Genomic DNA, 24696 nt, shown 5'->3' with positions numbered 1-24696 from the left:
GAAGCGCCAACAGAGATTGGGGGCAAGTATTGGTTCCTGGGCAAAGTTATCCTCGGGAAAAAGCCCGAAAAAACCGTAGGTTAGGCTGGTTGTTTTTTGTACGGAGGGTTGCAGGGCCCGGTTTGTATGGGGTGTAGCGAGGGGCGAACATGTTATCCACAGAAGCGCTAACAGGGATTGTGCATAAATCCTGAAAATCCCCTTGTAGGAGCAAAGCTTGCTCGCGATAGCGGTGGGTCAGGCGACATCGATGTTGGATGGGATGGCCTCTTCGCGAGCAAGCTTTGCTCCTACAGGGGTTGGCTTGGGCCCCCGCGACCTGTAGGAGCAAAGCTTGCTCGCGATAGCGGTGGGTCAGACAACATCGATGTTGGATGGGATGGCCTCTTCGCGAGCAAGCTTCGCTCCTACAGAGGGTTGGCTTGGGCCCCCACGACCTGTAGGAGCAGAGCTTGCTCGCGAAAGCGGTGGGTCAGGCGACATCGATGTTGAATGTGATGGCCTCTTCGCGAGCAAGCTTCGCTCCTACAGGGGGTTGGCTTGGGCTCCCGCGACTTGTAGGAGCAAAGCTTGCTCGCGATAGCGTTGGGTCAGACAACATCGATGTTGGATGGGATGACCTCTTCGCGAGCAAGCTTCGCTCCTACAGGGGGTTGGCTTGGGCTCCCGCGACTTGTAGGAGCAGAGCTTGCTCGCGAAAGCGGTGGGTCAGGCGACATCGATGTTGGATGTGATGGCCTCTTCGCGAGCAAGCTTTGCTCCTACAGAGAGTTGGCTTGGGCCCCCACGACCTGTAGGAGCAGAGCTTGCTCGCGAAAGCGGTGGGTCAGGCGACATCGATGTTGGATGTGATGGCCTCTTCGCGAGCAAGCTTTGCTCCTGCAGGGGTTGGCTTGGGCCTTATGGCCGGTACATCAGATAGGCCTCACCGGTGACCCGAATCATCGGATGCGGCGTGATCTGGCAGGTATCGACAATCCGAAACCCATGCCGCTCATAAAACCGCCGGGCGCCGGTGTTCACCGCGTAATCGATCAAACTCAAGCCGTTGAGCCCCAATTGATTGGCGCGGTCGTAAGCGTAAGCGAGGAATTGTTGGCCCAAGCCCTGATTGCGCCAGCCTTCGTGCAGCGCCAGGCTCGAAATGTAGAGGGTGTCGGGGATTTCCATCGTGGCGTACGGCGCCAGGACGGGATCGGTAACCGGCGCGGCCAGCGGATCGTGACGCATCACGTAGCTGTGCAACATGCCGACAACCTCGCCCCCGGCCTCTGCGATCAGGCAGTTCTGGTAAGAGAAATCGACGTCGTCACGGGCATAGCGACTGGCGCCGACGTCCAGCAGATCCTGGCCGGGCCGGGCCAGTTGGCTCCAGATGTAATCCGCCGCGCCTTCCGATGAAATCTGAAACAAGCGAGCAATCTCCCGCGCATCCGCGCGCAGGGCCGAACGAAATTCAACGGGCATTATTTTCTCCGACAGGATGGCGAGCTCAGGCGGCAAAGAGGGACGCAGAGCGTCCCGGGCGGCATTCCCACGCAGAGCGTGGGAACGATCAGCGGACGACGCCTTCTTCGATCAACAGTTTGAGGATGGCTTCTGCGCCGGCTTGCGCCGTCACGCCTTTGAGCACCTGACCACCGCCACCGCTGGCCTTGGCCGTCGCGGCTTTCATGCGGTCGGCACCGCTTTTGGCTTTGATCACTTTCAGGCGTTTAGGCCGTGGCTTGGCCGGTTGCAAAGTGGCGACAGCCAGCAGTTCATCGTCGATGACTTCGACTTGATCCGCCTGCAACACCCCACGCCGAGCCGGGCCGTAGGCGCTTTGCCGAGGCTTCGGCGCGGCGTTATCCACAGTCGCCAGGAACGGCAGCCGCACTTTCAAACGACGACGCTGGCCCCGGGGCAAGGCTTGCAGGACCAAGGCCGAATTGCCGTCGATGGATTCCACCTGAGCCAACCCCACCACCAGCGGCCAGCCGAGGCTTTCGGCCAACAGGAACGGCAACATGCCCGAACCTTCACCGGTTTCCGCCTGGCTGCCTGTCAGCACCACTTGTGCCCCGGCATCACGCAAATAAGCGGTCAACGCGGGCAGCGCATCGGCGCCCGACGGTTGTTCCAGCACGTGCAGTTGTTCGAGTCCCATGCCCAGATAGGCGCGCAACGCCGGTTCTGCAACATCGCCGGCATGCAGCACTTGCAGGTTATCCCCAGCCAGTTGCAGGCCCAGCTCCACGGCGCGCGCGTCCTGCTCGGCGCGGCGGGGCCGGCCAGAGGTCGGGTGGGCGCCGATGGACACCAGGCTGATGACTTTTGTACTCATGACCCTTTCCTTCCCTTAAGCCGCATCGCGCTTGGCGTCGTTGCGATAAGCCGCTATCGCATCGATCAAGGCTTGAAGAATCTCGGCGCTCTCGCCGATCACCGACAGGTCGGCCCGTTTGATCATGTCGCAGCCAGGGTCGAGGTTGATCGCCACCACCTTGTCGCAGGCACCGATACCTTGCAGGTGCTGGATCGCCCCGGAAATCCCCACGGCCACGTAGACCCGCGCGGTGACCCAGGTGCCGGACGCGCCGACCTGACGGTCGCGAGCCATGAACCCATCGTCCACCGCCACCCGCGACGCACCTTCGGTCGCGCCCAAGGCTTCGGCGGTCCTGTGGAAAAGTCCCCAGTCCTTGACCCCGTTGCCGCCGGAGAAGATGAACTCGGCTTCGGCCATCGGAATCGCCGCCGGATCCACCGCCACCGCGCCCAGATCTTCGATACGCGACAGACTGCGCACCACGGCTGTGGATAACTCCACCGGCAGGGCTTCGTGACGGGTTTCACTGACCGGTTCGGCGCATTCGACGGCGGCCAGAATCAGTCGAGCCACCGGACGCGCAAGGTCTTGCAGGCCTGCACCGGCGCGGCCGATACACTCCTGATCCTTGACCTGCCAGACCCGCGTGGCCGGGCGTTCGCCCAGAGCAGCGGCAAAGCGCCGACCGAGTTCACCACCACCGCTGCGGCTGTCCGGCAGCAACCAGTGACGCGGGCTGAACTGGTTATCCACAGACCGCAGGCCCTGGACTCTTTGTTCCGGTGCATAACCGCTGAACTCGTCGCCATCCAGCACCAGCAAGCGATCGACGCCCGCAGTGGCGAAGGCGTTTTCCTTGTGTTCGCCGAAGACCACGGCCAACACCGCGCCATCCTTGCCGGCCAGTTGATGGGCGAGGCCGAGCAAATCGCGGTCGTGGCTGCTCAAACGGCCACCGACCATGTCCGGAACGACGCTGATGTAGAACGCCGGGGCCGGCACTTGATGCAGCGGCAATTGCACTTCAACGGCGGCCGAACGTTTAGTCGCCCCGCCCTGCTGCGCACCACTGCGGTCGATGCGCTTGATGCCGTTCGGCCCGATAAAACCGATGCCATGCAGGTTCTTGCGGATGACGCCGTTGGGCCCCATCCAGCTGTGTTGCGCCGGTTGCATCGCCGCGTGCAGCGGGTGCAGGCGGTTACGGGCAATCCATTCGGCGCGGGGGTCGCGGCGGATAATGTCGCTCATCAGTGGGCCTCCGCAGGTTCACGTTTGGCCGGGGTGTTCGGCTTGCTCGGCGCGGCATCTTCGAGCAATGCGTCCGCCACCAGTTCGGCGATGTCCTTGATCAGCGGACGGGGTTCGACCACGCCTTCGAGCATCGCCGTGCATTGCGGGCAACCCACGGCTACCAGTTCGGCACCGGTTTCGCGGATGTCGTCCATGCGCATGTCGGGAATCCGTTGCTTGCCCGGAATGTCAGTGATCGGCGCCCCGCCACCGCCGCCGCAGCAGCGCGAGCGGAAACCGGAGCGTTGCATTTCCTTCACTTCGATTCCGAGGGCGCGCAGCACTTCGCGCGGCGCCTCGTATTCGCCGTTGTAGCGACCGAGGTAGCACGGGTCGTGATAGGTCACGCTGCTGCCTTTGTGCTGGCCGAGGTTCAGGGCGCCAGCGCCAATGATTTCGGCCATGTAGGTGCTGTGGTGCTGCACCAGGTAATTGCCGTCGAAGGCGCCGTATTCGTTTTTCAGCACGTGGAAGCTGTGCGGATCGCAGGTGACGATGCGGTTGAAGTTGTACTTCGCCAGGGTCTGGATATTGCGTTTAGCCAACAACTGGAAGGTCGCTTCGTCGCCCAGACGTCGGGCCACGTCACCGCTGTCGCGCTCTTCAAGACCCAGCACCGCGAAGTCGACCTTGGCCGCTTTCAGCACTTTGACGAAGGCGCGCAAGGTGCGCTGGTTGCGCATGTCGAAGGCACCGTCGCCGACCCAGAACAACACGTCGACGGACTTTTTCTCGCTCATCAAATTCAGGTTCAAATCCGCCGCCCAGTTCATCCGCCCGCCCGGCGCGAAGCCGCCCGGGTTGTCGGTGGCGATCAGGTTTTCCAGGACTTCGGCGCCCTTGTTTGGCGTGGCGCCAAGCTCCAGGGTCAGATGGCGGCGCATGTCGACGATGGCATCGACGTGCTCGATCATCATCGGGCATTCCTCGACGCAGGCGCGGCACGTGGTGCAGGACCACAGGGTTTCGGCGTCGACCAGACCGTTGACGATGGGTTGATGTGGATTGCCGGCGTGTTCGCCAACCGCTTTGCCTGGATAGGGGCTACCGGCGAACTTAGCGTCAGTACCGCCAGCGAGGCCAACCACCATGTCTTGAATCAGTTTTTTCGGGTTCAGCGGCTGGCCGGCGGCGAAGGCCGGGCACGCCGCTTCGCACTTACCGCACTGCACGCAGGCGTCAAAACCGAGCAGTTGGTTCCAGGTGAAATCCTTGGGTTTTTCCACGCCCAGAGGCGCGGTCGGGTCGTTCAGGTCCAGGGGTTTCAAACCGGTGGATCGACCACCGCCGAAGCGTTCGGCGCGACGGTGCCAGGCCAGGTGCAGGGCACCGGCAAAGGCGTGCTTCATCGGGCCGCCCCAGGTCATGCCGAAGAACAGTTCGCTAACGCCCCACAACACGCCGACGCCGAGGACCGCAGCTACCACCCATCCACCGAAGTTTTCCGGGAGGATGCCAGCGACCGGCAGGGTCAACAGGAAGAAACTCGCCGAGAACGCCAGCAGGCTTTTCGGCAACCGCATCCACGGCCCTTTGGACAGGCGCGCCGGTGGATTGCGACGACGCAGGAACATGAAAATCGCCCCGCCAAACATCACCGCCGAAGCGATCAACAGGGCGAAACCGAGAATACGGCTGTGCAGGCCGAAACCGTGGACCAGGATCGCCAGCACAATCGACGCCACCGCCCCACCGGCCGTGGCTACGTGGGTGTTGGCGATGTATTTGTCCCGCGCGACGACGTGGTGCAAATCGACCATGTAACGCTTGGGCATGGCCAGCAGGCCGCCGATCAGGTCGACCTTCGAGGCCCGGCCCCGGCGCCACATATTCATCCGCCGCAACGCGCCGAGGACAGCCAGGCCCAGGGCAGCGAACAGCAGGATTGGAAGAAGGGTGTTCAACATCAGAGTCACCTCTAGCGAGGTGCAAGCTACAAGCTACAAGCTGCAAGAAAGACCAGCGGCGAGGCTGAGCTTTTACTTGCGACTTGCAGCTTACGGCTTGCAGCTGCGCCGTCAAAAATCCTTACAGAGCCGGAGTGCGTCATAAATGGCGGCGTGTGTGTTGCGCTGGGCCACGCAGTCGCCGATGCGGAACAGCAAGTAGCCGTCACCCGCCTGGCTCAGCGATGGCTGCGGCTTGATCGCGAACAAGGCTTCGATGTCCATCTGGCCCTTGTTGCGCGACGCTTCCTTCAGCGCGTAATAGATTTCTTCGTCCGGACGCACGCCGTTTTCGACGACGACCTGGTCCACCACCCGCTCCTCTTTGGCGCCGGTGTATTCGTTCTCCAGCACCGCCACCAGCTTGTCACCTTCGCGGTAGACCTTCTCCAGCATCATGTCGCCGGTCATGATCACTTCTTTCGGGTACATGCTGCGGTAGTAGGTCGGGAACGACGTACCGCCAATCGCCACGCCCGGCTTGATGTCGTCAGTGACGATCTCGACCTGGCTGCCCTTGTCCGCGAGGAAGTCTGCGGTGGACATCCCGGTGAACTCGCAAATGGTGTCGTAGACCAGCACGTTTTTGCCCGGCGCGACCTTGCCGTCGAGGATGTCCCAGCTGCTGACCACCAAGCCTTCCGCCGCGCCCCAGTGTTCGTTCTGTTCCAGGAATGGATGTCCGCCGACGGCGAGCACCACCACGTCCGGACGCAGGTCGAGAATGGTCGCCGCATCCGCCGCCACGCCCAGGCGCAGGTCGACTTTCAGACGCGCCAGCTCAAGTTGGAACCAGCGAGTGATACCGGCAATCTGGTCCCGTTGCGGGGCTTTCGAGGCGGTGGTGATTTGCCCGCCGATGAATTCTTTCTTTTCGAACAGGGTCACGTCGTGGCCCCGTTCGGCGGAGACGCGCGCCGCTTCCATCCCCGCAGGGCCGGCACCGACCACCACGACTTTGCGCTTCACACCGGTCGATTTCTCGATGATGTGCGGCACGCCCATGTATTCACGGGAGGTCGCGGCGTTCTGGATGCACAGCACGTCCAGGCCCTGGTACTGACGGTCGATGCAGTAGTTGGCGCCGACGCATTGCTTGATCTGGTCCACCTGGCCCATTTTGATCTTGGCGATCAGGTGCGGGTCGGCGATGTGGGCGCGGGTCATGCCGACCATGTCGACGTAGCCGCCTTCCAGAATACGGGTCGCCTGGTTCGGGTCCTTGATGTTCTGCGCGTGCAGGACCGGGGCCTTGACCACTTCCTTGATACCGGCGGCCAAGTGCAAAAATGGCTCCGGTGGATAACTCATGTTGGGGATAACGTTGGCCAGGGTGTTGTGGGTGTCGCAACCCGAGCCGACCACGCCGATGAAGTCGATCATGCCGGTGTCGTCGTAGTACTTGGCGATCTGCTTCATGTCTTCGTGGGACAAGCCGTCCGGGTGGAATTCATCACCGCACAGACGGATGCCGACACAGAAATCCGGCCCAACTTCAGCGCGCACAGCCTTCAACACTTCCAGGCCGAAACGCATGCGGTTTTCGAAGCTGCCGCCCCATTCGTCGGTGCGTTTGTTGACGCGAGGGCTCCAGAACTGGTCGATCATGTGCTGGTGCACTGCCGACAGTTCTACGCCGTCGAGGCCACCGGCCTTCGCACGGCCAGCCGCCGTGGCGTAGTTGCCGATCACCCGCCAGATTTCTTCCGGTTCGATGGTTTTGCAGGTCGCACGGTGCACCGGTTCCCGGATGCCCGACGGCGACAGCAACGTTGGCCAGTGCTCGCCGTCCCAACGGGAGCGACGGCCCATGTGGGTAATCTGGATCATGATCTTGGCGCCATGCTTGTGCATGGCATCGGCCAGGTTCTGGAAGTGCGGAATGATCCGGTCGTCGGCCAGGTTGACCGACTTCCACCAGCCTTGCGGGCTGTCGATGGCCACACTGGAGGAACCGCCGCAAATCGCCAGGCCGATCCCGCCCTTGGCTTTCTCTTCGTAATACTTGACGTACCGGTCGGTGGTCATGCCGCCGTCGGTGGCATACACCTCGGCGTGCGCGGTGCTGAGCACGCGGTTGCGGATGGTCAGTTTGCCGATCTGGATCGGCTGGAACATTGCTTCGAAAGCCATGGCGGGTTCCTCGACTTACAACGGCTTGACGGTGAACAAACCGTCGTCGTGGCCTTCTTCGGAGCCACCGTAGACTTGCTCGGCAACCGTACGGATCTTGCTGCCGCGCGCCTCAAGAATCTGGTCCATGGCGCCGGCAAACCAACCGGTGAACATGTAGTCGACTTTGCGCCCGACCTTGCCGTACACGTAGACGAACGCCGAGTGTTCGAGCTTGACGCTCGCGGTGCCTTTGTCGAGGTCGATGTCCTGGATCTTGAACAGGCCCCAGCCGCGCTGCGACAGGCGCTTCATGTAGTGCTCGAACACCGCGACGCCTTCCAAGCCGTGGCATTCGGCTTCTTTTTCACACCAGTGCCAGGCGGATTTGTAGCCAGCCTTGTAGAGGATTTCGGCGTAGGCTTCGGCGCCCAAAACCTCTTCGATGCCCATGTGGTTGTTGACGAAGAAGTGACGCGGTACGTACAGCATCGGCAGGGCGTCGGAGGTCCAGACACCGGTTTCGCTGTCGACTTCGATTGGCAATTGCGGGGCGATCTTGGCCATGGAAACTTAACTCCAGAAAAATTGGGGTGTTGCCCCCGGCGCGGACGGCCGGGGGAAAGGATTCAGAATGCGGTGGCTTATTCGCCCCAGACGTCCTTGAGGACGTTGACCCAGTTCTCGCCCATGATCTTGCGCACGACTCGCTCGGAGTGGCCGCGCTTGAGCAGGGTTTCAGTCAGGTTCGGGAACTCGCCGACGGTGCGGATGCCCAGCGGGTTGATGATCTTGCCGAAGCTGGTCAGACGGCGGGCGTAGCCCTTGTCATGGGTCAGGTATTCGAAGAAGTCCTGGCCATGGCCCTGGGTGAAGTCGGTGCCAATGCCGATGGCGTCTTCGCCGACGATGTTCATGGTGTATTCGATGGCTTCGGCGTAGTCGTCGATGGTCGAATCGATGCCCTTGGCCAGGAATGGCGCGAACATGGTCACACCGACGAAACCGCCGTGATCGGCGATGAACTTCAGTTCTTCATCGGATTTGTTGCGCGGGTGGATTTTCAGACCCGACGGCAGGCAGTGGGAGTAGCAGACCGGCTTCTTGGATTCGAGAATGACTTCTTCGGAGGTCTTGGAGCCGACGTGGGACAGGTCACACATAACGCCGACGCGGTTCATCTCGGCGACGATTTCACGACCGAAACCCGACAGGCCGCCATCGCGTTCGTAGCAACCGGTGCCCACCAGGTTCTGGGTGTTGTAGCACATCTGCACGATACCGACGCCGAGCTGCTTGAACACCTCGACATAGCCGATCTGGTCTTCAAACGCGTGAGCATTCTGGAAGCCGAAGAGGATGCCGGTCTTGCCCTGCTCCTTGGCCTTGCGGATATCGGCGGTGGTGCGCACTGGAATCACCAGGTCGCTGTTCTCGCGGATCAGCTTCTGGCTGGCGGCGATATTGTTGACGGTGGCCTGGAAGCCCTCCCACACCGACACGGTGCAGTTGGCCGCAGTCAGACCGCCCTTGCGCATGTCTTCAAACAGCTCGCGGTTCCACTTGGCGATAATCAGCCCGTCGATAACGATGCTGTCGGCGTGCAATTCGGCTGGGCTCATCAGGCTGTCCCCTATTAGCGATTCGTGCGCCGAATCGTGTGCCGGCGCTTTGGGGCCAGCATATGCCTGAGGACCGGGGCAGCCGGGTGCAAAAACGACAGAGGGTTTGCCGAAAGCGTCAATCTGCGACAAAGGGTCGTCGCCGGGCATGATCGCGTAGCTGTTCAAGGGCCTGCGCATGGGCCAGAATTCGCGGCATTACTGGAAATGCACTGAAAAAGGGGCGACGACGCAATGAAAACGATGTTCCTGGCTTTGGCACTCATAGCGACCGGCGTACAGGCGGCGGAAGAGTCCGACAACAACCCCTGCGATTCAGTCGAAAACGACGTCCAGACCCTGGAATGCTCGGCCTACAGCAGAACCACCGCCGAAGATCTGCTCAAGGAAAACTACCAGGGGCTGAACACGCGTTTGCAGTCGGTCTACGGCAAGAACAAGGCGCAATTGAGCGACATCACTGAAAAGCTCAAGGTCGCCCAGCAGCAGTGGCTGAAGAGCCGGGATGCCGATTGCGCCGTGGAAGCGTTTCCGGCGACGAGCGGTAGCAAGGCCTTCACCATTGCGCAGAATGATTGCGTGGCGCGGATGAGTGATGAGCGGTCGGAGTTTTTGGAGTCGATTTCGCAGGAGTGATCTTGAATTTCCGTCGGAAGCTGGCACCGGCGTCGGCTTTCGATCCTGAAGAGATGATGTTTCCTACAAACCTCGCTGACTAAACCTACAGCACTTCCAGTACCTCGCAGCAGACCCTATTGGCCGGGCAACATCCCGACATGCTTCGTTAATTGGCTGAGAGAGAATTATAAGTAAAGATTGTAAAAGCTTATAAAAGACTTATATTCTCTCATGAACAGTATTCACTGGACTCGAAAGGCCGTTAAGCAGCTTCTGAAATTGCATTCCGTTCACCAGATCCAGGTCCGTGATGCCGTCGCGGTGCTGACTGACATGCCTGACATCAGCAATGTCAAAGCACTGGTCGGTCATGACTATGCCTATCGACTTCGAGTGGGTAATTATCGAGTCATGTTCGACTGGGATGGCGCAATCAAAGTGGTCAGTATTCAAGAGGTCAAAAAACGCGATGAACGCACCTACTGACGTTCAAATCATCAACGACGCGGAGGGCAATCCTGCTTTCGTGGTCATTCCCTACGCGCAATATGTGGCGCAGAAGATTGAGCCCGATCTGATTCCCCACGAAGTCGTCAGCCGCATTGTCGATGGCTCGACGCCGATTCGCGCCTGGCGCGAACATCTGAACCTTACTCAGGACGAAGTGGCCAAACGCATGGGTATTTCCCAACCGGCCTTCGCTCAGCAAGAGACGGTTGCGAAACCGCGCAAGGCCACCCGCGAGAAAATTGCCGCGGCGTTTGGCATCACGGCCAATCAACTTGAGTTGTAGGCTGCACACCACCATTTCTGAAAGGGATTGATATGAACATCTGCGGCATCGAAATCAAAGGCAGCGAAGCGATCATCGCCGTGGCCTCCCTCGACGGTCAGGCCTTGAGCCACGTCGCCCTGGCCACCAAGAAAATCGCCCTGGACGATGATGACGAGGCCGCCAACGTCAAGGTCTTCGCCGCTCAAGTGGCGTCGTTTGTGCGGGAGAATTCCATAGACCGGATTGCGATCAAGAAGCGCAGCAAGAAGGGTGAGTTTGCCGGGGGGCCGACGACGTTCAAGATCGAGGGGGTTTTTCAGCTGTTGGAGAGTTGCGAGGTGACGCTGCTGTCGCCGCAGACGATCAATGCCCAGGCCAAGAAGCACAACTTCGAACTGCCGGGAACGCTGAACAAGTATCAGCATGAGGCGTTTAAAGCGGCGTGTTCGGCCCTCATGAAAAAGTAAAACCCTCCACTGATCGTTCCCACGCTCTGCGTGGGAATGCATCCCGTGACGCTCTGCGTCACATCCCGAAGCGGAACGCGGAGCGTCCCTGGCGGCATTCCCACGCAGAGTGTGGGAACAATCATGCCTTGGCGGTTCGCCGGTCTTCCCGCGGACACCGCTCAAACCGCGCCCGATAACTGCGGGTGAAATACGACGGCGATTCAAACCCGCACGCAATGCTCACTTCCAGCACGCTCATGTCGGTCTGGCGCAATAACTGCCGCGCCTTTTCCAGCCTTAGCCGCAGGTAAAAATTGCTCGGTGTGTCGTTCAGGTGCAACCGAAACAACCGCTCCAACTGCCGCCGCGTCACTTTGATCGACTCCGCCAACGCCAGCGTACTCAACGGCGGTTCGCTGTGCTGCTCCATCTCGCCGATCACCTGCACCAGTTTCTTGTTGCTGATGCCATAACGCGTGGCGACTTCCATGCGTTGGTGGTCTTTGCGCGGGCGGATGCGGCCGAGTACGAATTGTTCGCTGACCTGGATCGCCAGTTCCGGGCCGTGGGCCTGGCCGATGAGGTCGAGCATCAGGTCGATGGAGGCGGTGCCGCCGGCGGAGGTGATTCGCCGGCGGTCGATCTCGAACAGTTCCTGGGTGACGCTGAGCTGTGGGTAGGATTCCTTGAAGGCGTCGATGGCTTCCCAGTGCAGGGTCAAGCGATGGCCGTCGAGCAGGCCGGCTTCGGCGAGGACGAAGCTGCCGGTGTCGATGGCGCCGAGGGTGACGCCCTCGTTGTCCAGTCGGCGCAGCCAGTGCTCCAGGGCCGGGGTGGCGAATTTCAGCGGTTCGAAACCGGCGACCACCAGCAGCGTCGCGCCTTTCTTCAGCGGTTCCAGCGCCGCATCGGCGTTGACCGACATGCCGTTGCTGGCCAGAACCGCGCCGCCATCAGCACTTAATACATGCCAGCGATACAGCTCGCCGCGAAAGCGATTGGCGACCCGCAGTGGCTCGATGGCCGAGATAAAACCGATGGCCGAGAAACCCGGCATCAGCATGAAGTAGAAATCCTGGGACATGGAGCGCACTCGACTGGCAAGTAACGAGAGGGCGGGGAGCGTGTGGACGTTGATACGCCACTTGGCGATGGCATTCAAGAGCGCAGGTCGCTGCAGTGCAAGAGCTGGTCGCCGTAGTGCGTTTGGCCGGGGCCTTAGCTGCGTAACTTGGTCATCACCGGCGCACGAAGATGCCGGGACCCACAATAACGACCTGCCGAGGAACCCACCATGAAACGACTGATCAGCAGCTGTGTTCTTGCACTCAGCGGTACCGCTTTCTTGAGCGCCAGTGTCATGGCCGCCGACCCTGCCTCGTGCCAGAACGTGCGCATGGGCGTAGTGAACTGGACCGATGTGATTGCCACCAGCGCCATGACTCAGGTATTGCTCGATGGCCTCGGCTACAACACCAAACAAACCAGTGCGTCCCAGCAAATCATCTTCGCCGGGATCCGCGACCAGCGCCTGGACCTGTTCCTGGGCTACTGGAACCCGCTGATGACCCAGACCATCACCCCGTTCGTCGCAGCCAATCAGGTCAAGGTGCTTGAGGCCCCAAGCCTGAAAGACGCCCGCGCCACCCTCGCCGTCCCGACCTACCTCGCCGACAAGGGCCTGAAAACCTTCGCCGACATCGCCAAGTTCGAAAAAGAACTGGGCGGCAAGATCTACGGCATCGAACCGGGCTCGGGCGCCAACACCCAGATCAAGGCGATGATCGCCAAGAATCAGTTTGGCCTCGGCAAGTTCCAGCTGGTCGAGTCCAGCGAGGCCGGCATGCTCGCCGCCGTGGATCGCGCCGTGCGCCGCAAGGAAGCCGTGGTGTTCTTCGGCTGGGCGCCGCACCCGATGAACGTCAACGTGAAGATGACTTACCTCACCGGCAGCGAAGATGCTCTGGGCCCGAACGAAGGCATGGCCACGGTCTGGACCGTCACCGCCCCGAAATACGCCGAACAATGCCCGAACGTCAGCCGTTTGCTGAGCAACCTGACCTACACCGCCGAAGATGAGAGCCGGATGATGCAGCCGTTGCTGGATCACAAGGACGCCTTCGAGTCGGCCAAGCAATGGCTCAAAGATCACCCGCAAGACAAGCAACGCTGGCTCGAAGGTGTGACGACTTTCGATGGAAAACCAGCGGCTGAAAACCTGTCATTGACCAGTAAATAAACCCGATTGAACCACCGAATCGCAGCCTGCACGGGCTGCGAACGGAATCATCACGCCTGCCACACCCATAAAGAACAGGAATCGCCTAATGAACCACGACGTCATCATCACCTGCGCACTCACCGGTGCTGGCGACACGACCGCCAGAAGCCCACATGTGCCGGTCACCCCGAAACAAATTGCCGCCGCCGCCGTGGAAGCCGCCAAGGCCGGCGCCACCGTGGTCCACTGCCACGTCCGCGATCCCGAAACCGGCAAGTTCAGCCGTGACGTGGCGCTGTACCGCGAAGTGATGGAGCGCATCCGCGAGGCGGACGTGGACATCATCGTCAACCTCACCGCCGGCATGGGCGGCGACCTGGAAATCGGCGCGGGCGAGAACCCGATGGCGTTCGGCCCGAACACCGACCTGGTCGGCCCGCTGACCCGCCTCGCTCACGTCGAAGAACTGCTGCCGGAAATCTGCACCCTCGACTGCGGCACTCTGAACTTCGGCGATGGCGACACGATTTACGTCTCCACTCCGGCGCAGCTGCGCGCTGGCGCCAAACGCATTCAAGAGCTGGGCGTGAAGGCCGAGCTGGAAATCTTCGACACCGGTCACCTGTGGTTCGCCAAGCAGATGATCAAGGAAGGCTTGCTCGACAACCCGCTGTTCCAGCTGTGCCTGGGCATCCCGTGGGGCGCGCCGGCCGACACCACCACCATGAAAGCCATGGTCGACAACCTGCCGGCCGACGCGGTCTGGGCCGGGTTCGGCATCGGGCGCATGCAAATGCCGATGGCGGCGCAAGCGGTGCTGCTGGGCGGCAACGTACGGGTCGGGCTGGAAGACAACCTGTGGCTGGACAAAGGCGTACTGGCGACCAACGGCCAACTGGTGGAACGCGCCAGCGAAATCCTCAGCCGCCTCGGCGCTCGCGTCCTGACGCCGGCCGAAGGCCGGGCAAAAATGGGCCTGACCAAGCGCGGTTAAACCCCACAACACATTCAACCTGTGGGAGCGGGCTTGTGTGGCGAGGGGGCTTGCCCCCGTTCGGCTGCGAAGCAGTCGTAAACCATTGCATGCGGTATGCCTGGCATACCGCGGTTGCAGGTTTTGGGGCCGCTACGCGACCCAACGGGGCCAAGCCCCCTCGCCACAAAGGTTCGGCCCACATGGGATCACTGAATTCATTTAGGAAGTCGCCATGAGCTTTATCACCGAAATCAAAACCTTCGCCGCGCTGGGCAGCGGTGTCATCGGCAGCGGCTGGGTCTCCCGCGCCCTCGCCCATGGCCTCGACGTGGTGGCCTGGGACCCGGCGCCCGGTGCCGAAGCGGCGCTGCGCAAGCGGGTCGCCAATGCCTGGGGCGCACTGGAGAAACAAGGCCTGGCCCCCGGCGCCTCGCAAGATCGCCTGCGCTTTGTCGCCACCATTGAAGAATGCGTGCGCGACGCGGATTTCATCCAGGAAAGCGCCCCGGAACGTCTGGAACTGAAACTGGAACTGCACGGCAAAATCAGCGCAGCGGCCAAGCCCAATGCACTGATCGGCTCCAGCACCTCGGGGCTGTTGCCGAGCGAATTCTACGAAGGCTCAACCCACCCGGAACGCTGCGTGGTCGGGCATCCGTTCAACCCGGTTTACCTGCTGCCATTGGTAGAAGTGGTCGGCGGCAAGAACACCGCGCCGGAAGCGATTCAAGCGGCGATCAAAGTCTACGAATCCCTAGGGATGCGCCCGCTGCATGTACGCAAGGAAGTGCCGGGGTTCATCGCCGACCGCTTGCTCGAAGCGCTGTGGCGCGAGGCGCTGCACCTGGTCAACGACGGCGTGGCGACTACCGGCGAAATCGACGATGCGATCCGCTTTGGCGCGGGTCTGCGCTGGTCGTTCATGGGCACGTTCCTGACCTACACCCTGGCAGGTGGCGATGCGGGCATGCGGCACTTTATGGCGCAATTCGGGCCGGCGTTGCAGTTGCCTTGGACCTATCTGCCGGCACCGGAGCTGACCGACAAGTTGATTGATGATGTGGTGGATGGGACCAGTGATCAGTTGGGCAGCCACAGCATTTCAGCGCTGGAACGCTATCGTGATGATTGCTTGCTGGCGGTGCTGGAGGCGGTGAAGACCACCAAAGAGAAGCATGGGATGGCGTTTGCCGACTAAACCCGCGTCCTGATCGTTCCCACGCTCTGCGTGGGAATGCAGCCCGGGACGCTCCGCGTCCCAAAGCGTGACGCAGAGCGTCACAAGAGGCATTCCCACGCGGAGCGTGGGAACGATCACAACCCAACCATTTTCGGATGTGACGACATGCCCACCCTCACCACCTACCAAACCAAAATCATCCCCGACTGGGTCGACTACAACGGCCACCTGCGCGACGCCTTCTACCTGCTGATCTTCAGCTACGCCACCGACGCGCTGATGGATCGTCTGGGCATGGACAGCAACAACCGCGAAGCCAGCGGCAACTCGTTGTTCACCCTCGAATTGCACCTCAACTACCTGCACGAAGTGAAGCTCGACGCCGACGTCGAAGTGCACACGCAAATCATCGCCCACGACAGCAAACGCCTGCACCTCTACCACAGCCTGCACCTGGTGGGCGGTGACAAGGAACTGGCCGGCAACGAGCAAATGCTGCTGCACGTCGACCTCGCCGGACCGCGCTCCGCACCGTTCAGCGAAGACACCCTGGGCAAGCTGCAAGCCATCGTCGCCGAACAAGCCGACCTGCCTGCCCCTGACTACATCGGCCGAGTGATCGCACTACCGCCAAAAAAATAACCAGGAGATCGCCATGAACACCGCCGCCGCTTTTGCCGACTTCCGCACCTACCCGTTGATCAGCGCGTTAACCGCCGTGCACACCCTGGCGGACCGCGTCCAAGTGACCTGGGCCGATGGCCGCGTCAGCCCTTTTCATCACCAATGGCTGCGGGACAACTGCCCGTGTCCGTTGTGTGTCTATACCGTGACTCGCGAGCAGGTGCTGGAAATCGTCGATGTCGCGGAAGACCTGACACCCAGTGCCGCGCATCTCGAAGCCGACGGTTGCCTGCGCGTCGACTGGCAAGACGGCCACCTCAGCCGCTTCGATCCGGGCTGGTTGCGGGCCCATGCCTACGACGATGAATCCCGCACCGAGCGACGGGCGGGCAAACCGAAATCCAAATTGTGGACCAGCGATTTGCGGCTGCCGGTGTTCGACTATCAGGCATTAATGAACGACAACGACGCCCTGCTGCAATGGCTGCTGGCGGTGCGGGATATCGGCCTGACCCAGGTCCGTGGCGTGCCCACCGAACCCGGCTCGCTGAAGTTGATCGCCCAGCGCATCTCCTTCATCCGCGAGAGCAATTTCGGCGTGTTGTTCAACGTGCAATCCAAGGCCGACGCCGACAGCAACGCCTACACTGCTTTCAACCTGCCGCTGCACAGCGACCTGCCAACCCGGGAGTTGCAACCGGGGCTGCAATTCCTGCATTGCCTGGTGAATGATGCCGAGGGTGGCGAGAGTATTTTTGTCGACGGTTTTGCCATTGCCGAGGCGTTGCGGGTTGAGAGCCCAGAGTCGTTCCAGGCCTTGTGCGACATCCCCGTGGAGTTCCGCAACAAGGATCGCCACAGCGACTACCGCTGCCTGGCGCCGATCATCGCACTGGATGCGTTGGGGCACGTGTCGGAGATCCCGCATGGCGAACTTCCTGCGCGGGCCGTTTGATGCATCGATCGAGGACATGCCCAAGCTCTATCGGGCGTATCGGCGGTTTATTGCCATGACCCGAGAGGCGCGGTTTCGCCTGATGCAGCGGCTCAATCCCGGCGAATTGTGGTGTTTCGACAACCGCCGCACCCTCCACGCCCGCAACGCCTTCGACCCTGCCACCGGCGCCCGGCATTTCCAGGGGTGTTATGTGGATCGGGATGAGTTGTTGTCGCGGATTTTGGTGTTGCAACGGTAGACCGCGTCATCGTTCATTCGCGGGCAAGCCTCTCTCCTACAGGGGATCGCATACCCCCTGTAGGAGCGAGGCTTGCCCGCGAAGACGTCAGCCCAAACAACACATCCCCACCTGATTCCCCAGACAAAAAAAAGCCCCGATCAAGCCGTGACAGGATCGGGGCACAAGGTACTGTTGAGGAGCCGTTGCGCGAGGGTGACCAAACCATCGTGAAGCCAGCTGAATCCAGTGTGCCTACTCCCCTCCCTGGCAAGTTAGCCGAAAACGACCTGTTCATAGGTATCGCGGCCATTGCGACAAATCGTCCTTGCCGACGCCCCGCCCCCCTACCAGAATCGAGCCACGACACCGTTCCCTGAAGAAGGATTGCGTCATGATGTACGCCGATTTGATTGACCAGGAAGACCTGTTGGGCCAGCTGAAATCGTTGGGCTTTCCAGTACCGAGCGGTGCCACCGCCGAACAGGCTTGCGAGTGTGCGGTGCGGGGTTTGAACGATGAGCGGGCCATCGTGCTGCGCACCATGGTCAAGCAGATGTACACCAGCAGCGCGACCATCCTGCCGGCGGTGCGCCAGGCGATAGACAAGCAATTGTTGCCGGCGTTGGCGGAGTATCAGCAGAGTCGTAGCGCCTGATTGTCAGCACTGAGCGGCCTTTTGTGGCGAGGGAGCTTGCTCCCGCTCGACCGCGAAGCGGTCGCAAAAAGCAGCGAATGCGGTTTGTCAGAAAGACCGCATTCGCCGGTTTTGGGACTGCTGCGCAGCCCAGCGGGAGCAAGCTCCCTCGCCACAGTAGCCCGCTCGGTCTAGAGCCTAACGCTGGCGAAGGTTGACTCATTGCGCGCCTGACTCAACGCCGACAACGGCCCGGACAACGGCGACAAGACCAGCGCTTGCGGCAGCGGCATCATCGCCACCTGTTGCGTGGTGTTGGACCCTACGCGCTCGTCACGCGGCGGAATGCCGAAGTATTCGCGGTAGCACTTGGAGAAGTGCGGCGTGGACACGAAACCGCACACCGACGCCACTTCGATGATCGACATCGGCGTTTGCTTGAGCAACTGCCGGGCGCGGATCAGGCGCAGCTTGAGGTAGTAGCGCGACGGAGAGCAGTGCAGGTATTTCTGGAACAGCCGCTCCAGCTGACGTCGGGAAACGGCGACGTACACCGCCAGTTCGTCGAGGTCGATAGGCTCTTCCAGGTTGGCTTCCATCAGCGCAACGATTTCCTGCAACTTCGGCTGGTTGGTGCCGAGCATGTGCTTGAGCGGCACGCGCTGGTGATCCTGCTCGTTGCGGATGCGCTCGTAGACAAACATCTCCGAAATTGCCGCCGACAGTTCACGGCCGTGATCGCGGCTGATCAGGTGCAGCATCATGTCCAGCGGCGCGGTGCCGCCGGAGCTGGTGAAACGGTTGCGGTCGAGGGTAAACAAGCGGGTGCTCATGGCCACGCGCGGAAACGCTTCCTGCATAGCCGCCAGGCATTCCCAGTGCACGCTGCAATCGAAGCCATCCAGCAGACCGGCGCAAGCCAGGGCCCAACTGCCGGTGCACACCGCGCCGAGGCGCTTGGACTGACGCGCCTGGCTTTGCAGCCAAGACACGTGTTCGCGGGTCACAGTGCGCTGGATGCCGATACCGCCGCAGACAATGATGGTGTCCATGGACGGCGCTTTGTGCATGGAGCAATCGGGGGTGATTTGCAGACCGTCACTGGCCCAGACCTGGCCGCCGTCGACGGTGAGGGTGGTCCAGCGATACAGCTCGCGGCCGGACAATTGGTTGGCCATGCGCAGGGGTTCTACTGCTGAGGCCAGAGAAATCAGCGTGAAATTGTCCAGCAGCAGAAAGCCGATGGATTGAGGCGCACGGTTCTGGGGTTGAGCCCCCGAGTTGAACGTCGTCATCGCGGTATCTCCTCACACAAAGCGGGTGATGGCCTCAGGCGGAGGCTCTTGTTATTGCCATCGTTCTCGCGTGGGAGACGGGCTTTGTAATGACAGAGCAAATGCCATGCCTAAAATTGAATGCGCGTTCAATAACTCCTGAAAACGACGTCGCGGCGTGTCTATATAAGCCGTGCGCAGAGTGGGGGTTATAAGTGCCATCAAGGCGGGCAAATGCGCAGTATTGCGGGGTGTGAGCAAATCGGTAGCACTTGTGGGAACAGGGGCTGCGAGGTGCTGGAGCAGAGTGTCACCACAAGCACAGGTGACAGGCGGTAATGGCCAGACTGGATCCCGGATCTCGGGAAGTGCGCTTGTCTGTAAGCGACGCGCTAAAAGGTGGCGCGGTTTTGGTGCGGTGTTCACTTAGCGCGCAGTTTTGACTGGTCTGACGCCTTCGCGGGCAAGCCTCGCTCCTACAGGTTTTGTATTGCCCTTGTAGGAGCGAGGCTTGCCCGCGAATGGCGCGACGCGGTCCTACTGAATCAACACTCCACCGCACTCACCGCCAACCCACCCCGCGACGTTTCCTTGTATTTGTCATGCATATCGGCGCCGGTATCGCGCATGGTGCGGATCACCCGGTCCAGCGAGATAAAGTGCTGACCATCGCCGCGCAACGCCATCTGCGCCGCGTTGATCGCTTTCACCGCGGCAATCGCATTGCGCTCGATGCACGGCACTTGCACCAACCCGCCCACCGGGTCGCAAGTCAGGCCGAGGTTGTGTTCCAGGCCAATCTCCGCCGCGTTGCACAACTGCTCCGGCGTGGCGCCGAGAATCTCCGCCAACCCCGCCGCCGCCATGGCGCAGGCCGAGCCGACTTCGCCCTGGCAACCGACTTCGGCGCCGGAGATGGAGGCGTTCTTCTTGCACAGAATCCCCACCGCTGCCGCACTGAGGAAATAGTCGACCACGTTGGCCTCGGTCACCACCTCGCTGAACTTCATAAAGTAGTGCAACACCGCCGGAATAATCCCTGCCGCGCCGTTGGTCGGCGCCGTGACCATGCGCCCACCGGCCGCGTTCTCTTCGTTGACCGCCAGGGCGAACAGGTTGACCCATTCCATAGCGCTCAACGTCGAGCCGATCACGTTGGGCTTGCCCAGCTCTTGCAGACTGCGATGCAACTTGGCGGCACGTCGGCGCACGTTCAGGCCGCCGGGCAGGATGCCTTCGTGCTTGAGGCCCTGGTCGACGCAGTCCTGCATGGCGCGCCAGAGTTTCATCAGGCCGGCGCGGATCTCTTCTTCGCTGCGCCAGACCTTCTCGTTGGCCAGCATCAGCTCGGCCACGCGCAAGTTGTGCTTCTGGCACAACTCCAGCAGTTCCACCGCACTGGAGAAGTCATACGGCAACACGGTGCGATCCAGGTCCACCACGCCACTGGACGCTTGTGCCTCATCGACGACAAAACCGCCGCCAATCGAATAGTAGGTGTCGCGGTGCAGCTCCCCGTGATCGCCTTCTACAATTAAGGTCATGGCATTCGGGTGAAAAGGCAGGTTCTCGTCGATCAGGCGCATGTCACGAGCCCAGATGAACGGCACCGACAAACGACCGTCGAGCAACAAGGTGTGGGTTTCGCGCAGGGTTTCGATATGCAGGCCGATTTTCGACGGATCGATCGCGTCCGGCCACTCGCCCATCAGCCCCATGATCACGGCGTTATCGCTGCCGTGACCGATGCCGGTGGCCGATAACGAGCCGTAGAGCTGAACTTCGACACGCCTTACTTGTTCCAAAAGACCCTGCTCACGCAAACCTTGCACGAACAGCGCCGCCGCCCGCATCGGGCCGACGGTGTGCGAACTGGAAGGGCCAATGCCGATTTTGAACAGGTCGAAAACGCTGATAGCCATTACTGCCGAACTCCTGGATGTGCCAACTCCAGGCGCAAAAGCGCCCAGTGACGGAGCTGCTACGCTCAAGCTGCAATCCGCCGAGATGGCCGCATCATCAGGCTTTTGTGGTGTCGTTCGACGTCTCACACCGACGCACTCATGTCCAACAACGCCGCGGGTCGTCGACGCTGCGTTTTCGCCGTTTTTTTGCGGTTCAGAGCGGCAAACAGGGCAGAAAAAAGCTGTAAACGACGTCACTGACACTGGATGCGACCATCCCTGTACTGGTTACGACGCCCCCTGTAGGCGTCAGATTTTCACTGGTACATGATCGTATCGACTCGATTGCAAGGCGCCGTGGTAGAGCTGTCTTAAAAAACGCCACCAACCGCAACCTATAAGTGCGGTGGTCCAGTCGGAACACTGCCAAAAAAAACACCAAGGAGTCCACCCATGAAAGGTTCCCCGTCGTTGTTGTTGGCCGCCATGCTGAGTTTGCCGTTACTGGCTCAAGCCGCAGAACCCGCTCAGTGCAGCACCGTAAACTTCTCTGATGTCGGCTGGACCGACATCACCGCGACTACCGCGACCACCAGCGTTGTCCTCGACGCCCTGGGCTACAAAACCAAGACCACCATGATTTCCGTGCCCGTGACCTACAAGTCCCTGGCCGATGGCAAGAACATGGACGTGTTCCTCGGTAACTGGATGCCGACCATGGAAAACGACATCAAGGCCTACCGCGATGCCGGCACCGTGGACGTCGTTCGCACCAACCTCACCGGCGCCAAGTACACCCTCGCCGTTCCGCAAGCCCTGTACGACAAGGGGCTGCATGACTTCGCCGACATCGCCAAATTCAAGAAAGAACTCGACGGCAAGATCTACGGCATCGAGCCAGGCAACGACGGCAACCGCCTGATCCAGAGCATGATCGACAAGGATGCCTTCGGTCTCAAAACCGCCGGCTTCAAAGTCGTCGAGTCCAGCGAAGCGGGGATGCTGTCCCAGGTCGATCGCGCGCAGAAACGCGATACCGCCGTGGTCTTCCTCGGCTGGGCACCGCACCCGATGAACAAGCGCTTCAAGATTCAATACCTGACCGGTGGCGATGACTTCTTCGGCAAGGACTTCGGTGCCGCCACCGTGGCCACCAATACCCGCAAGGGCTACGTCCAGGAATGCAGCAACGTCGGTACTCTGCTGAAAAACCTGGAATTCACCGTAGACATGGAAAGCGCGCTGATGGGCAACATCCTGGACGACAAGATGAAGCCTGACGCGGCCGCCAAGGCCTGGCTGAAAAAGAATCCACAGGTCCTCGATACCTGGCTCGCTGGCGTGACCACCATTGACGGTAAACCAGGCCTGGAGGCCGTGAAAGCCAAGCTCGCGCAGTAATCGCTTACGCCGGACGGTTTCGGCCGTCCGGGCTGTTTATTTCCTTGCATGCGGACGTTCACTACCATGCTGATTGATCAGAAAATCCCCCTAGGCCAGTACATCGCGGGCTTCGTTGAATGGTTGACGCAACACGGCGCCAGCACCTTCGACGCAATCGCCGTGACACTGGAAACGATGATCCACGGCGTGACTTTTGCGCTGACCTGGTTCAACCCGCTGGCATTGATCGGCCTCATCGCGCTACTGGCACACTTCATTCAACGCAAGTGGGGGCTGACCGTTTTCGTCATCGCCTCCTTTCTGCTGATCCTCAATCTGGGGTACTGGCAGGAAACCATGGAAACCCTCGCCCAGGTGCTCTTCGCGACCCTGGTCTGCGTGGTCATCGGCGTGCCGTTGGGCATCGTCGCCGCGCACAAACCGATGTTCTACACACTGATGCGTCCGGTGCTCGATCTGATGCAGACCGTGCCGACCTTCGTGTACCTCATTCCAACCCTGACCCTCTTCGGGCTGGGTGTGGTCCCGGGCCTGATCTCGACGGTGGTGTTCGCGATTGCCGCGCCAATCCGCCTGACCTACCTGGGTATCCGTGATGTTCCCGCAGAACTGATGGACGCCGGCAAAGCCTTCGGCTGCTCGCGACGTCAACTGCTCGCACGCATCGAACTGCCCTACGCGATGCCCAGCATCGCGGCCGGTATCACCCAGTGCATCATGCTGTCGTTGTCGATGGTGGTGATCGCTGCACTGGTGGGCGCCGACGGCCTGGGCAAACCCGTGGTCAACGCACTGAACACCGCCGATATCGCCCTGGGCTTCGAAGCCGGGTTGGCAATCGTACTGCTGGCGATCATGCTCGACCGTATCTGCAAACAACCCGACGCTAAAGTAGGGGGTGACGCATGAGCATTATTCGCTTCGAAGACGTCGACGTAATCTTCTCCAAAGACCCGCGTGAGGCGCTCAAACTCCTCGACCAAGGCATGACCCGCGACCAGATCCTGAAGAAAACCGGGCAGATCGTCGGCGTTGAAAAAGCCAGCCTGGACGTCGAAAAAGGCGAAATCTGCGTGCTGATGGGCCTGTCCGGCTCCGGTAAATCCAGCCTGCTGCGTTGTATCAACGGTCTTAACACCGTCAGCCGTGGCAAGTTGTTCGTCGAGCACGAAGGCAAGCAGATCGATATCGCGTCCTGTACCCCGGCCGAACTGAAAATGATGCGCACCAAGCGCATCGCGATGGTGTTCCAGAAGTTCGCCCTGATGCCTTGGCTGACCGTGCGCGAGAACATCAGCTTCGGTCTGGAAATGCAGGGTCGCCCGGAAAAAGAACGGCGCAAGCTGGTGGACGACAAGCTTGAGCTGGTGGGCCTGACCCAGTGGCGCAACAAGAAGCCCGACGAACTCTCCGGCGGTATGCAGCAACGTGTGGGCCTGGCCCGTGCGCTGGCGATGGACGCCGACATTCTGCTGATGGACGAACCGTTCTCGGCCCTCGACCCGTTGATCCGCCAAGGCCTGCAAGACGAACTGCTGGAACTGCAAAGCAAGCTGAACAAGACCATCGTGTTCGTGAGCCATGACCTGGATGAAGCGCTGAAGCTCGGCAGCCGGATTGCGATCATGAAAGACGGGCGCATCGTGCAGTACAGCGTGCCGGAAGAGATCGTGTTGAACCCGGCGGACGATTACGTGCGCACCTTCGTGGCTCACACCAACCCGCTGAACGTGTTGTGCGGCCGCAGCCTGATGCGCACGCTGGACAACTGCAAACGCATCAACGGTTCGGTGTGCCTGGATCCGGGCGGCGATTCGTGGCTGGACCTGGCCGAGGGCAACACCATCAAGGGCGCCCGCCAGAACGGCGCGAGCCTGGACCTGCAGAACTGGGTGCCAGGGCAATCGGTGGAAGGTTTAGGCCGTCGGCCAACGGTGGTGGATTCGAACATCGGCATGCGCGAAGCGCTGCAGATTCGTTACCAGACCGGCAACAAACTGGTGCTGCACGACAACAACAAAGTGGTGGGGATCCTCGGCGACAGCGAGCTTTACCACGCGCTGCTCGGCAAGAACCTGGGCTAAGGCAACAGACACAAAAACGCCGCGAGAGGATCGCGGCGTGATCGTTCCCACGCTTGATCGTTCCCACGCTCCGCGTGGGAATGCATCCGGT

General features: G+C 60.9%; 22 protein-coding genes and 1 pseudogene. 13 read left to right on the top strand and 10 right to left on the bottom strand.

Annotated elements, in window-relative coordinates; genetic code table 11:
- Positions 1-900 precede the first annotated feature (900 nt).
- From ACZ89E_RS25280 to ACZ89E_RS25250, 7 genes are all read right to left on the bottom strand, one after another.
- Positions 901-1467 carry a GNAT family N-acetyltransferase gene (locus tag ACZ89E_RS25280; RefSeq protein WP_463258695.1) on the bottom strand — a complete coding sequence of 189 codons (567 nt, stop codon included), beginning with the start codon at positions 1465-1467 and terminating at the stop codon, positions 901-903.
- Positions 1468-1555: 88 nt separating this feature from the next.
- Positions 1556-2326, bottom strand: coding sequence for an electron transfer flavoprotein subunit beta (gene etfB, locus ACZ89E_RS25275; RefSeq protein WP_149659640.1), 771 nt, complete (start codon positions 2324-2326; stop codon positions 1556-1558).
- A 15-nt stretch (positions 2327-2341) separates the two neighbouring features.
- Positions 2342-3562, bottom strand: a complete 1221-nt coding sequence (etfA, locus tag ACZ89E_RS25270; RefSeq protein WP_476256658.1) for an electron transfer flavoprotein subunit alpha — start codon at positions 3560-3562, stop codon at positions 2342-2344.
- Complete coding sequence (gene dgcB / locus ACZ89E_RS25265; protein WP_463258697.1) at positions 3562-5511, bottom strand: dimethylglycine demethylation protein DgcB; 1950 nt, start codon at positions 5509-5511, stop codon at positions 3562-3564. The genes etfA and dgcB overlap by 1 nt, the downstream gene beginning before the upstream one ends.
- Before the next feature lie 111 nt (positions 5512-5622).
- Positions 5623-7683, bottom strand: coding sequence for a dimethylglycine demethylation protein DgcA (gene dgcA, locus ACZ89E_RS25260; protein ID WP_133835677.1), 2061 nt, complete (start codon positions 7681-7683; stop codon positions 5623-5625).
- A 15-nt stretch (positions 7684-7698) separates the two neighbouring features.
- Positions 7699-8229: a DUF5943 domain-containing protein gene (locus tag ACZ89E_RS25255; RefSeq protein ID WP_008083165.1), complete on the bottom strand. Its 531-nt coding sequence runs from the start codon at positions 8227-8229 to the stop codon at positions 7699-7701.
- A gap of 77 nt (positions 8230-8306) precedes the next feature.
- Positions 8307-9284, bottom strand: coding sequence for a dipeptidase (locus ACZ89E_RS25250; protein ID WP_008033250.1), 978 nt, complete (start codon positions 9282-9284; stop codon positions 8307-8309).
- A 234-nt stretch (positions 9285-9518) separates the two neighbouring features.
- On the opposite strand from ACZ89E_RS25250, the gene ACZ89E_RS25245 reads away from it, so the two are divergent.
- From ACZ89E_RS25245 to ACZ89E_RS25230, 4 genes are all read left to right on the top strand, one after another.
- Positions 9519-9920: a lysozyme inhibitor LprI family protein gene (locus ACZ89E_RS25245; protein WP_149659645.1), complete on the top strand. Its 402-nt coding sequence runs from the start codon at positions 9519-9521 to the stop codon at positions 9918-9920.
- Between the two features lie 213 nt (positions 9921-10133).
- Positions 10134-10388 carry a type II toxin-antitoxin system RelE family toxin gene (locus ACZ89E_RS25240; RefSeq protein ID WP_149659646.1) on the top strand — a complete coding sequence of 85 codons (255 nt, stop codon included), beginning with the start codon at positions 10134-10136 and terminating at the stop codon, positions 10386-10388.
- The gene (locus ACZ89E_RS25235; RefSeq protein WP_149659647.1) at positions 10372-10695 is read left to right on the top strand and encodes a helix-turn-helix domain-containing protein; all 324 of its coding nucleotides are present in this window, start codon (positions 10372-10374) and stop codon (positions 10693-10695) included. The genes ACZ89E_RS25240 and ACZ89E_RS25235 overlap by 17 nt, the downstream gene beginning before the upstream one ends.
- A gap of 32 nt (positions 10696-10727) precedes the next feature.
- Positions 10728-11144 (top strand): DUF3010 family protein, encoded by a 417-nt coding sequence (locus ACZ89E_RS25230; protein WP_149659648.1) that lies wholly within the window; start codon positions 10728-10730, stop codon positions 11142-11144.
- A gap of 121 nt (positions 11145-11265) precedes the next feature.
- On the opposite strand, the gene ACZ89E_RS25225 is transcribed toward ACZ89E_RS25230, so the two are convergent.
- On the bottom strand, positions 11266-12210 hold the full coding sequence (locus ACZ89E_RS25225; RefSeq protein WP_149659649.1) for a GlxA family transcriptional regulator: 945 nt from the start codon (positions 12208-12210) through the stop codon (positions 11266-11268).
- A gap of 210 nt (positions 12211-12420) precedes the next feature.
- Between ACZ89E_RS25225 and choX the strand changes: the two genes are divergently transcribed.
- The 6 genes and pseudogenes from choX to ACZ89E_RS25195 all read left to right on the top strand — a co-directional run bounded on the left by choX (position 12421) and on the right by ACZ89E_RS25195 (position 17960).
- Complete coding sequence (gene choX, locus ACZ89E_RS25220; protein ID WP_149659650.1) at positions 12421-13365, top strand: choline ABC transporter substrate-binding protein; 945 nt, start codon at positions 12421-12423, stop codon at positions 13363-13365.
- Between the two features lie 88 nt (positions 13366-13453).
- On the top strand, positions 13454-14341 hold the full coding sequence (gene cdhC / locus ACZ89E_RS25215) for a 3-dehydrocarnitine:acetyl-CoA trimethylamine transferase CdhC (protein WP_149659651.1): 888 nt from the start codon (positions 13454-13456) through the stop codon (positions 14339-14341).
- A gap of 214 nt (positions 14342-14555) precedes the next feature.
- Positions 14556-15521 (top strand): L-carnitine dehydrogenase, encoded by a 966-nt coding sequence (locus ACZ89E_RS25210; protein ID WP_149659652.1) that lies wholly within the window; start codon positions 14556-14558, stop codon positions 15519-15521.
- A gap of 147 nt (positions 15522-15668) precedes the next feature.
- Positions 15669-16145, top strand: a complete 477-nt coding sequence (locus ACZ89E_RS25205) for a thioesterase family protein (protein WP_149659654.1) — start codon at positions 15669-15671, stop codon at positions 16143-16145.
- A 13-nt stretch (positions 16146-16158) separates the two neighbouring features.
- A pseudogene (locus tag ACZ89E_RS25200) lies at positions 16159-17323 on the top strand (gamma-butyrobetaine dioxygenase).
- 373 nt (positions 17324-17696) lie between these two features.
- Positions 17697-17960: a hypothetical protein gene (locus ACZ89E_RS25195; protein WP_149659656.1), complete on the top strand. Its 264-nt coding sequence runs from the start codon at positions 17697-17699 to the stop codon at positions 17958-17960.
- 170 nt (positions 17961-18130) lie between these two features.
- On the opposite strand, the gene gbdR is transcribed toward ACZ89E_RS25195, so the two are convergent.
- Together gbdR and ACZ89E_RS25185 are read right to left on the bottom strand one after the other, a co-directional pair.
- Entirely contained in the window at positions 18131-19234 is a 1104-nt protein-coding gene (gene gbdR / locus ACZ89E_RS25190) for a choline metabolism transcriptional regulator GbdR (protein ID WP_123513212.1), read from the bottom strand.
- A 524-nt stretch (positions 19235-19758) separates the two neighbouring features.
- Positions 19759-21135, bottom strand: a complete 1377-nt coding sequence (locus ACZ89E_RS25185) for an L-serine ammonia-lyase (protein ID WP_149659657.1) — start codon at positions 21133-21135, stop codon at positions 19759-19761.
- A gap of 435 nt (positions 21136-21570) precedes the next feature.
- Here ACZ89E_RS25185 and ACZ89E_RS25180 point away from each other — a divergent pair, with 435 nt between their 5' ends.
- The 3 genes from ACZ89E_RS25180 to choV all read left to right on the top strand — a co-directional run bounded on the left by ACZ89E_RS25180 (position 21571) and on the right by choV (position 24605).
- Positions 21571-22518, top strand: a complete 948-nt coding sequence (locus ACZ89E_RS25180) for a choline ABC transporter substrate-binding protein (protein WP_149659658.1) — start codon at positions 21571-21573, stop codon at positions 22516-22518.
- A gap of 66 nt (positions 22519-22584) precedes the next feature.
- Complete coding sequence (gene choW, locus ACZ89E_RS25175) at positions 22585-23430, top strand: choline ABC transporter permease subunit (RefSeq protein WP_123404334.1); 846 nt, start codon at positions 22585-22587, stop codon at positions 23428-23430.
- Positions 23427-24605: a choline ABC transporter ATP-binding protein gene (gene choV / locus ACZ89E_RS25170; RefSeq protein ID WP_149659659.1), complete on the top strand. Its 1179-nt coding sequence runs from the start codon at positions 23427-23429 to the stop codon at positions 24603-24605. The genes choW and choV overlap by 4 nt, the downstream gene beginning before the upstream one ends.
- Positions 24606-24696: the final 91 nt, after the last annotated feature.

It is taken from the genome of Pseudomonas sp. TE3899, assembly GCF_056279105.1.
Note: the sequence above shows the minus strand (reverse complement) of the source record. Positions and strands in the feature narration are given on the sequence as shown.

What these genes read in the sequence shown, in the direction of transcription:
- etfA (WP_476256658.1), bottom strand. Translation starts at nt 3,562, where the DNA reads ATGAGCGACATTATCCGCCGCGACCCCCGCGCCGAATGGATTGCCCGT.
- ACZ89E_RS25240 (WP_149659646.1), top strand. Translation starts at nt 10,134, where the DNA reads ATGAACAGTATTCACTGGACTCGAAAGGCCGTTAAGCAGCTTCTGAAA.
- ACZ89E_RS25225 (WP_149659649.1), bottom strand. Translation starts at nt 12,210, where the DNA reads ATGTCCCAGGATTTCTACTTCATGCTGATGCCGGGTTTCTCGGCCATC.
- dgcA (WP_133835677.1), bottom strand. Translation starts at nt 7,683, where the DNA reads ATGGCTTTCGAAGCAATGTTCCAGCCGATCCAGATCGGCAAACTGACC.
- ACZ89E_RS25280 (WP_463258695.1), bottom strand. Translation starts at nt 1,467, where the DNA reads ATGCCCGTTGAATTTCGTTCGGCCCTGCGCGCGGATGCGCGGGAGATT.
- gbdR (WP_123513212.1), bottom strand. Translation starts at nt 19,234, where the DNA reads ATGACGACGTTCAACTCGGGGGCTCAACCCCAGAACCGTGCGCCTCAA.
- ACZ89E_RS25255 (WP_008083165.1), bottom strand. Translation starts at nt 8,229, where the DNA reads ATGGCCAAGATCGCCCCGCAATTGCCAATCGAAGTCGACAGCGAAACC.
- ACZ89E_RS25180 (WP_149659658.1), top strand. Translation starts at nt 21,571, where the DNA reads ATGAAAGGTTCCCCGTCGTTGTTGTTGGCCGCCATGCTGAGTTTGCCG.
- ACZ89E_RS25210 (WP_149659652.1), top strand. Translation starts at nt 14,556, where the DNA reads ATGAGCTTTATCACCGAAATCAAAACCTTCGCCGCGCTGGGCAGCGGT.
- choW (WP_123404334.1), top strand. Translation starts at nt 22,585, where the DNA reads ATGCTGATTGATCAGAAAATCCCCCTAGGCCAGTACATCGCGGGCTTC.
- ACZ89E_RS25230 (WP_149659648.1), top strand. Translation starts at nt 10,728, where the DNA reads ATGAACATCTGCGGCATCGAAATCAAAGGCAGCGAAGCGATCATCGCC.
- ACZ89E_RS25185 (WP_149659657.1), bottom strand. Translation starts at nt 21,135, where the DNA reads ATGGCTATCAGCGTTTTCGACCTGTTCAAAATCGGCATTGGCCCTTCC.
- ACZ89E_RS25235 (WP_149659647.1), top strand. Translation starts at nt 10,372, where the DNA reads ATGAACGCACCTACTGACGTTCAAATCATCAACGACGCGGAGGGCAAT.
- etfB (WP_149659640.1), bottom strand. Translation starts at nt 2,326, where the DNA reads ATGAGTACAAAAGTCATCAGCCTGGTGTCCATCGGCGCCCACCCGACC.
- ACZ89E_RS25250 (WP_008033250.1), bottom strand. Translation starts at nt 9,284, where the DNA reads ATGAGCCCAGCCGAATTGCACGCCGACAGCATCGTTATCGACGGGCTG.
- cdhC (WP_149659651.1), top strand. Translation starts at nt 13,454, where the DNA reads ATGAACCACGACGTCATCATCACCTGCGCACTCACCGGTGCTGGCGAC.
- choX (WP_149659650.1), top strand. Translation starts at nt 12,421, where the DNA reads ATGAAACGACTGATCAGCAGCTGTGTTCTTGCACTCAGCGGTACCGCT.
- ACZ89E_RS25205 (WP_149659654.1), top strand. Translation starts at nt 15,669, where the DNA reads ATGCCCACCCTCACCACCTACCAAACCAAAATCATCCCCGACTGGGTC.
- ACZ89E_RS25195 (WP_149659656.1), top strand. Translation starts at nt 17,697, where the DNA reads ATGATGTACGCCGATTTGATTGACCAGGAAGACCTGTTGGGCCAGCTG.
- dgcB (WP_463258697.1), bottom strand. Translation starts at nt 5,511, where the DNA reads ATGTTGAACACCCTTCTTCCAATCCTGCTGTTCGCTGCCCTGGGCCTG.
- choV (WP_149659659.1), top strand. Translation starts at nt 23,427, where the DNA reads ATGAGCATTATTCGCTTCGAAGACGTCGACGTAATCTTCTCCAAAGAC.
- ACZ89E_RS25245 (WP_149659645.1), top strand. Translation starts at nt 9,519, where the DNA reads ATGAAAACGATGTTCCTGGCTTTGGCACTCATAGCGACCGGCGTACAG.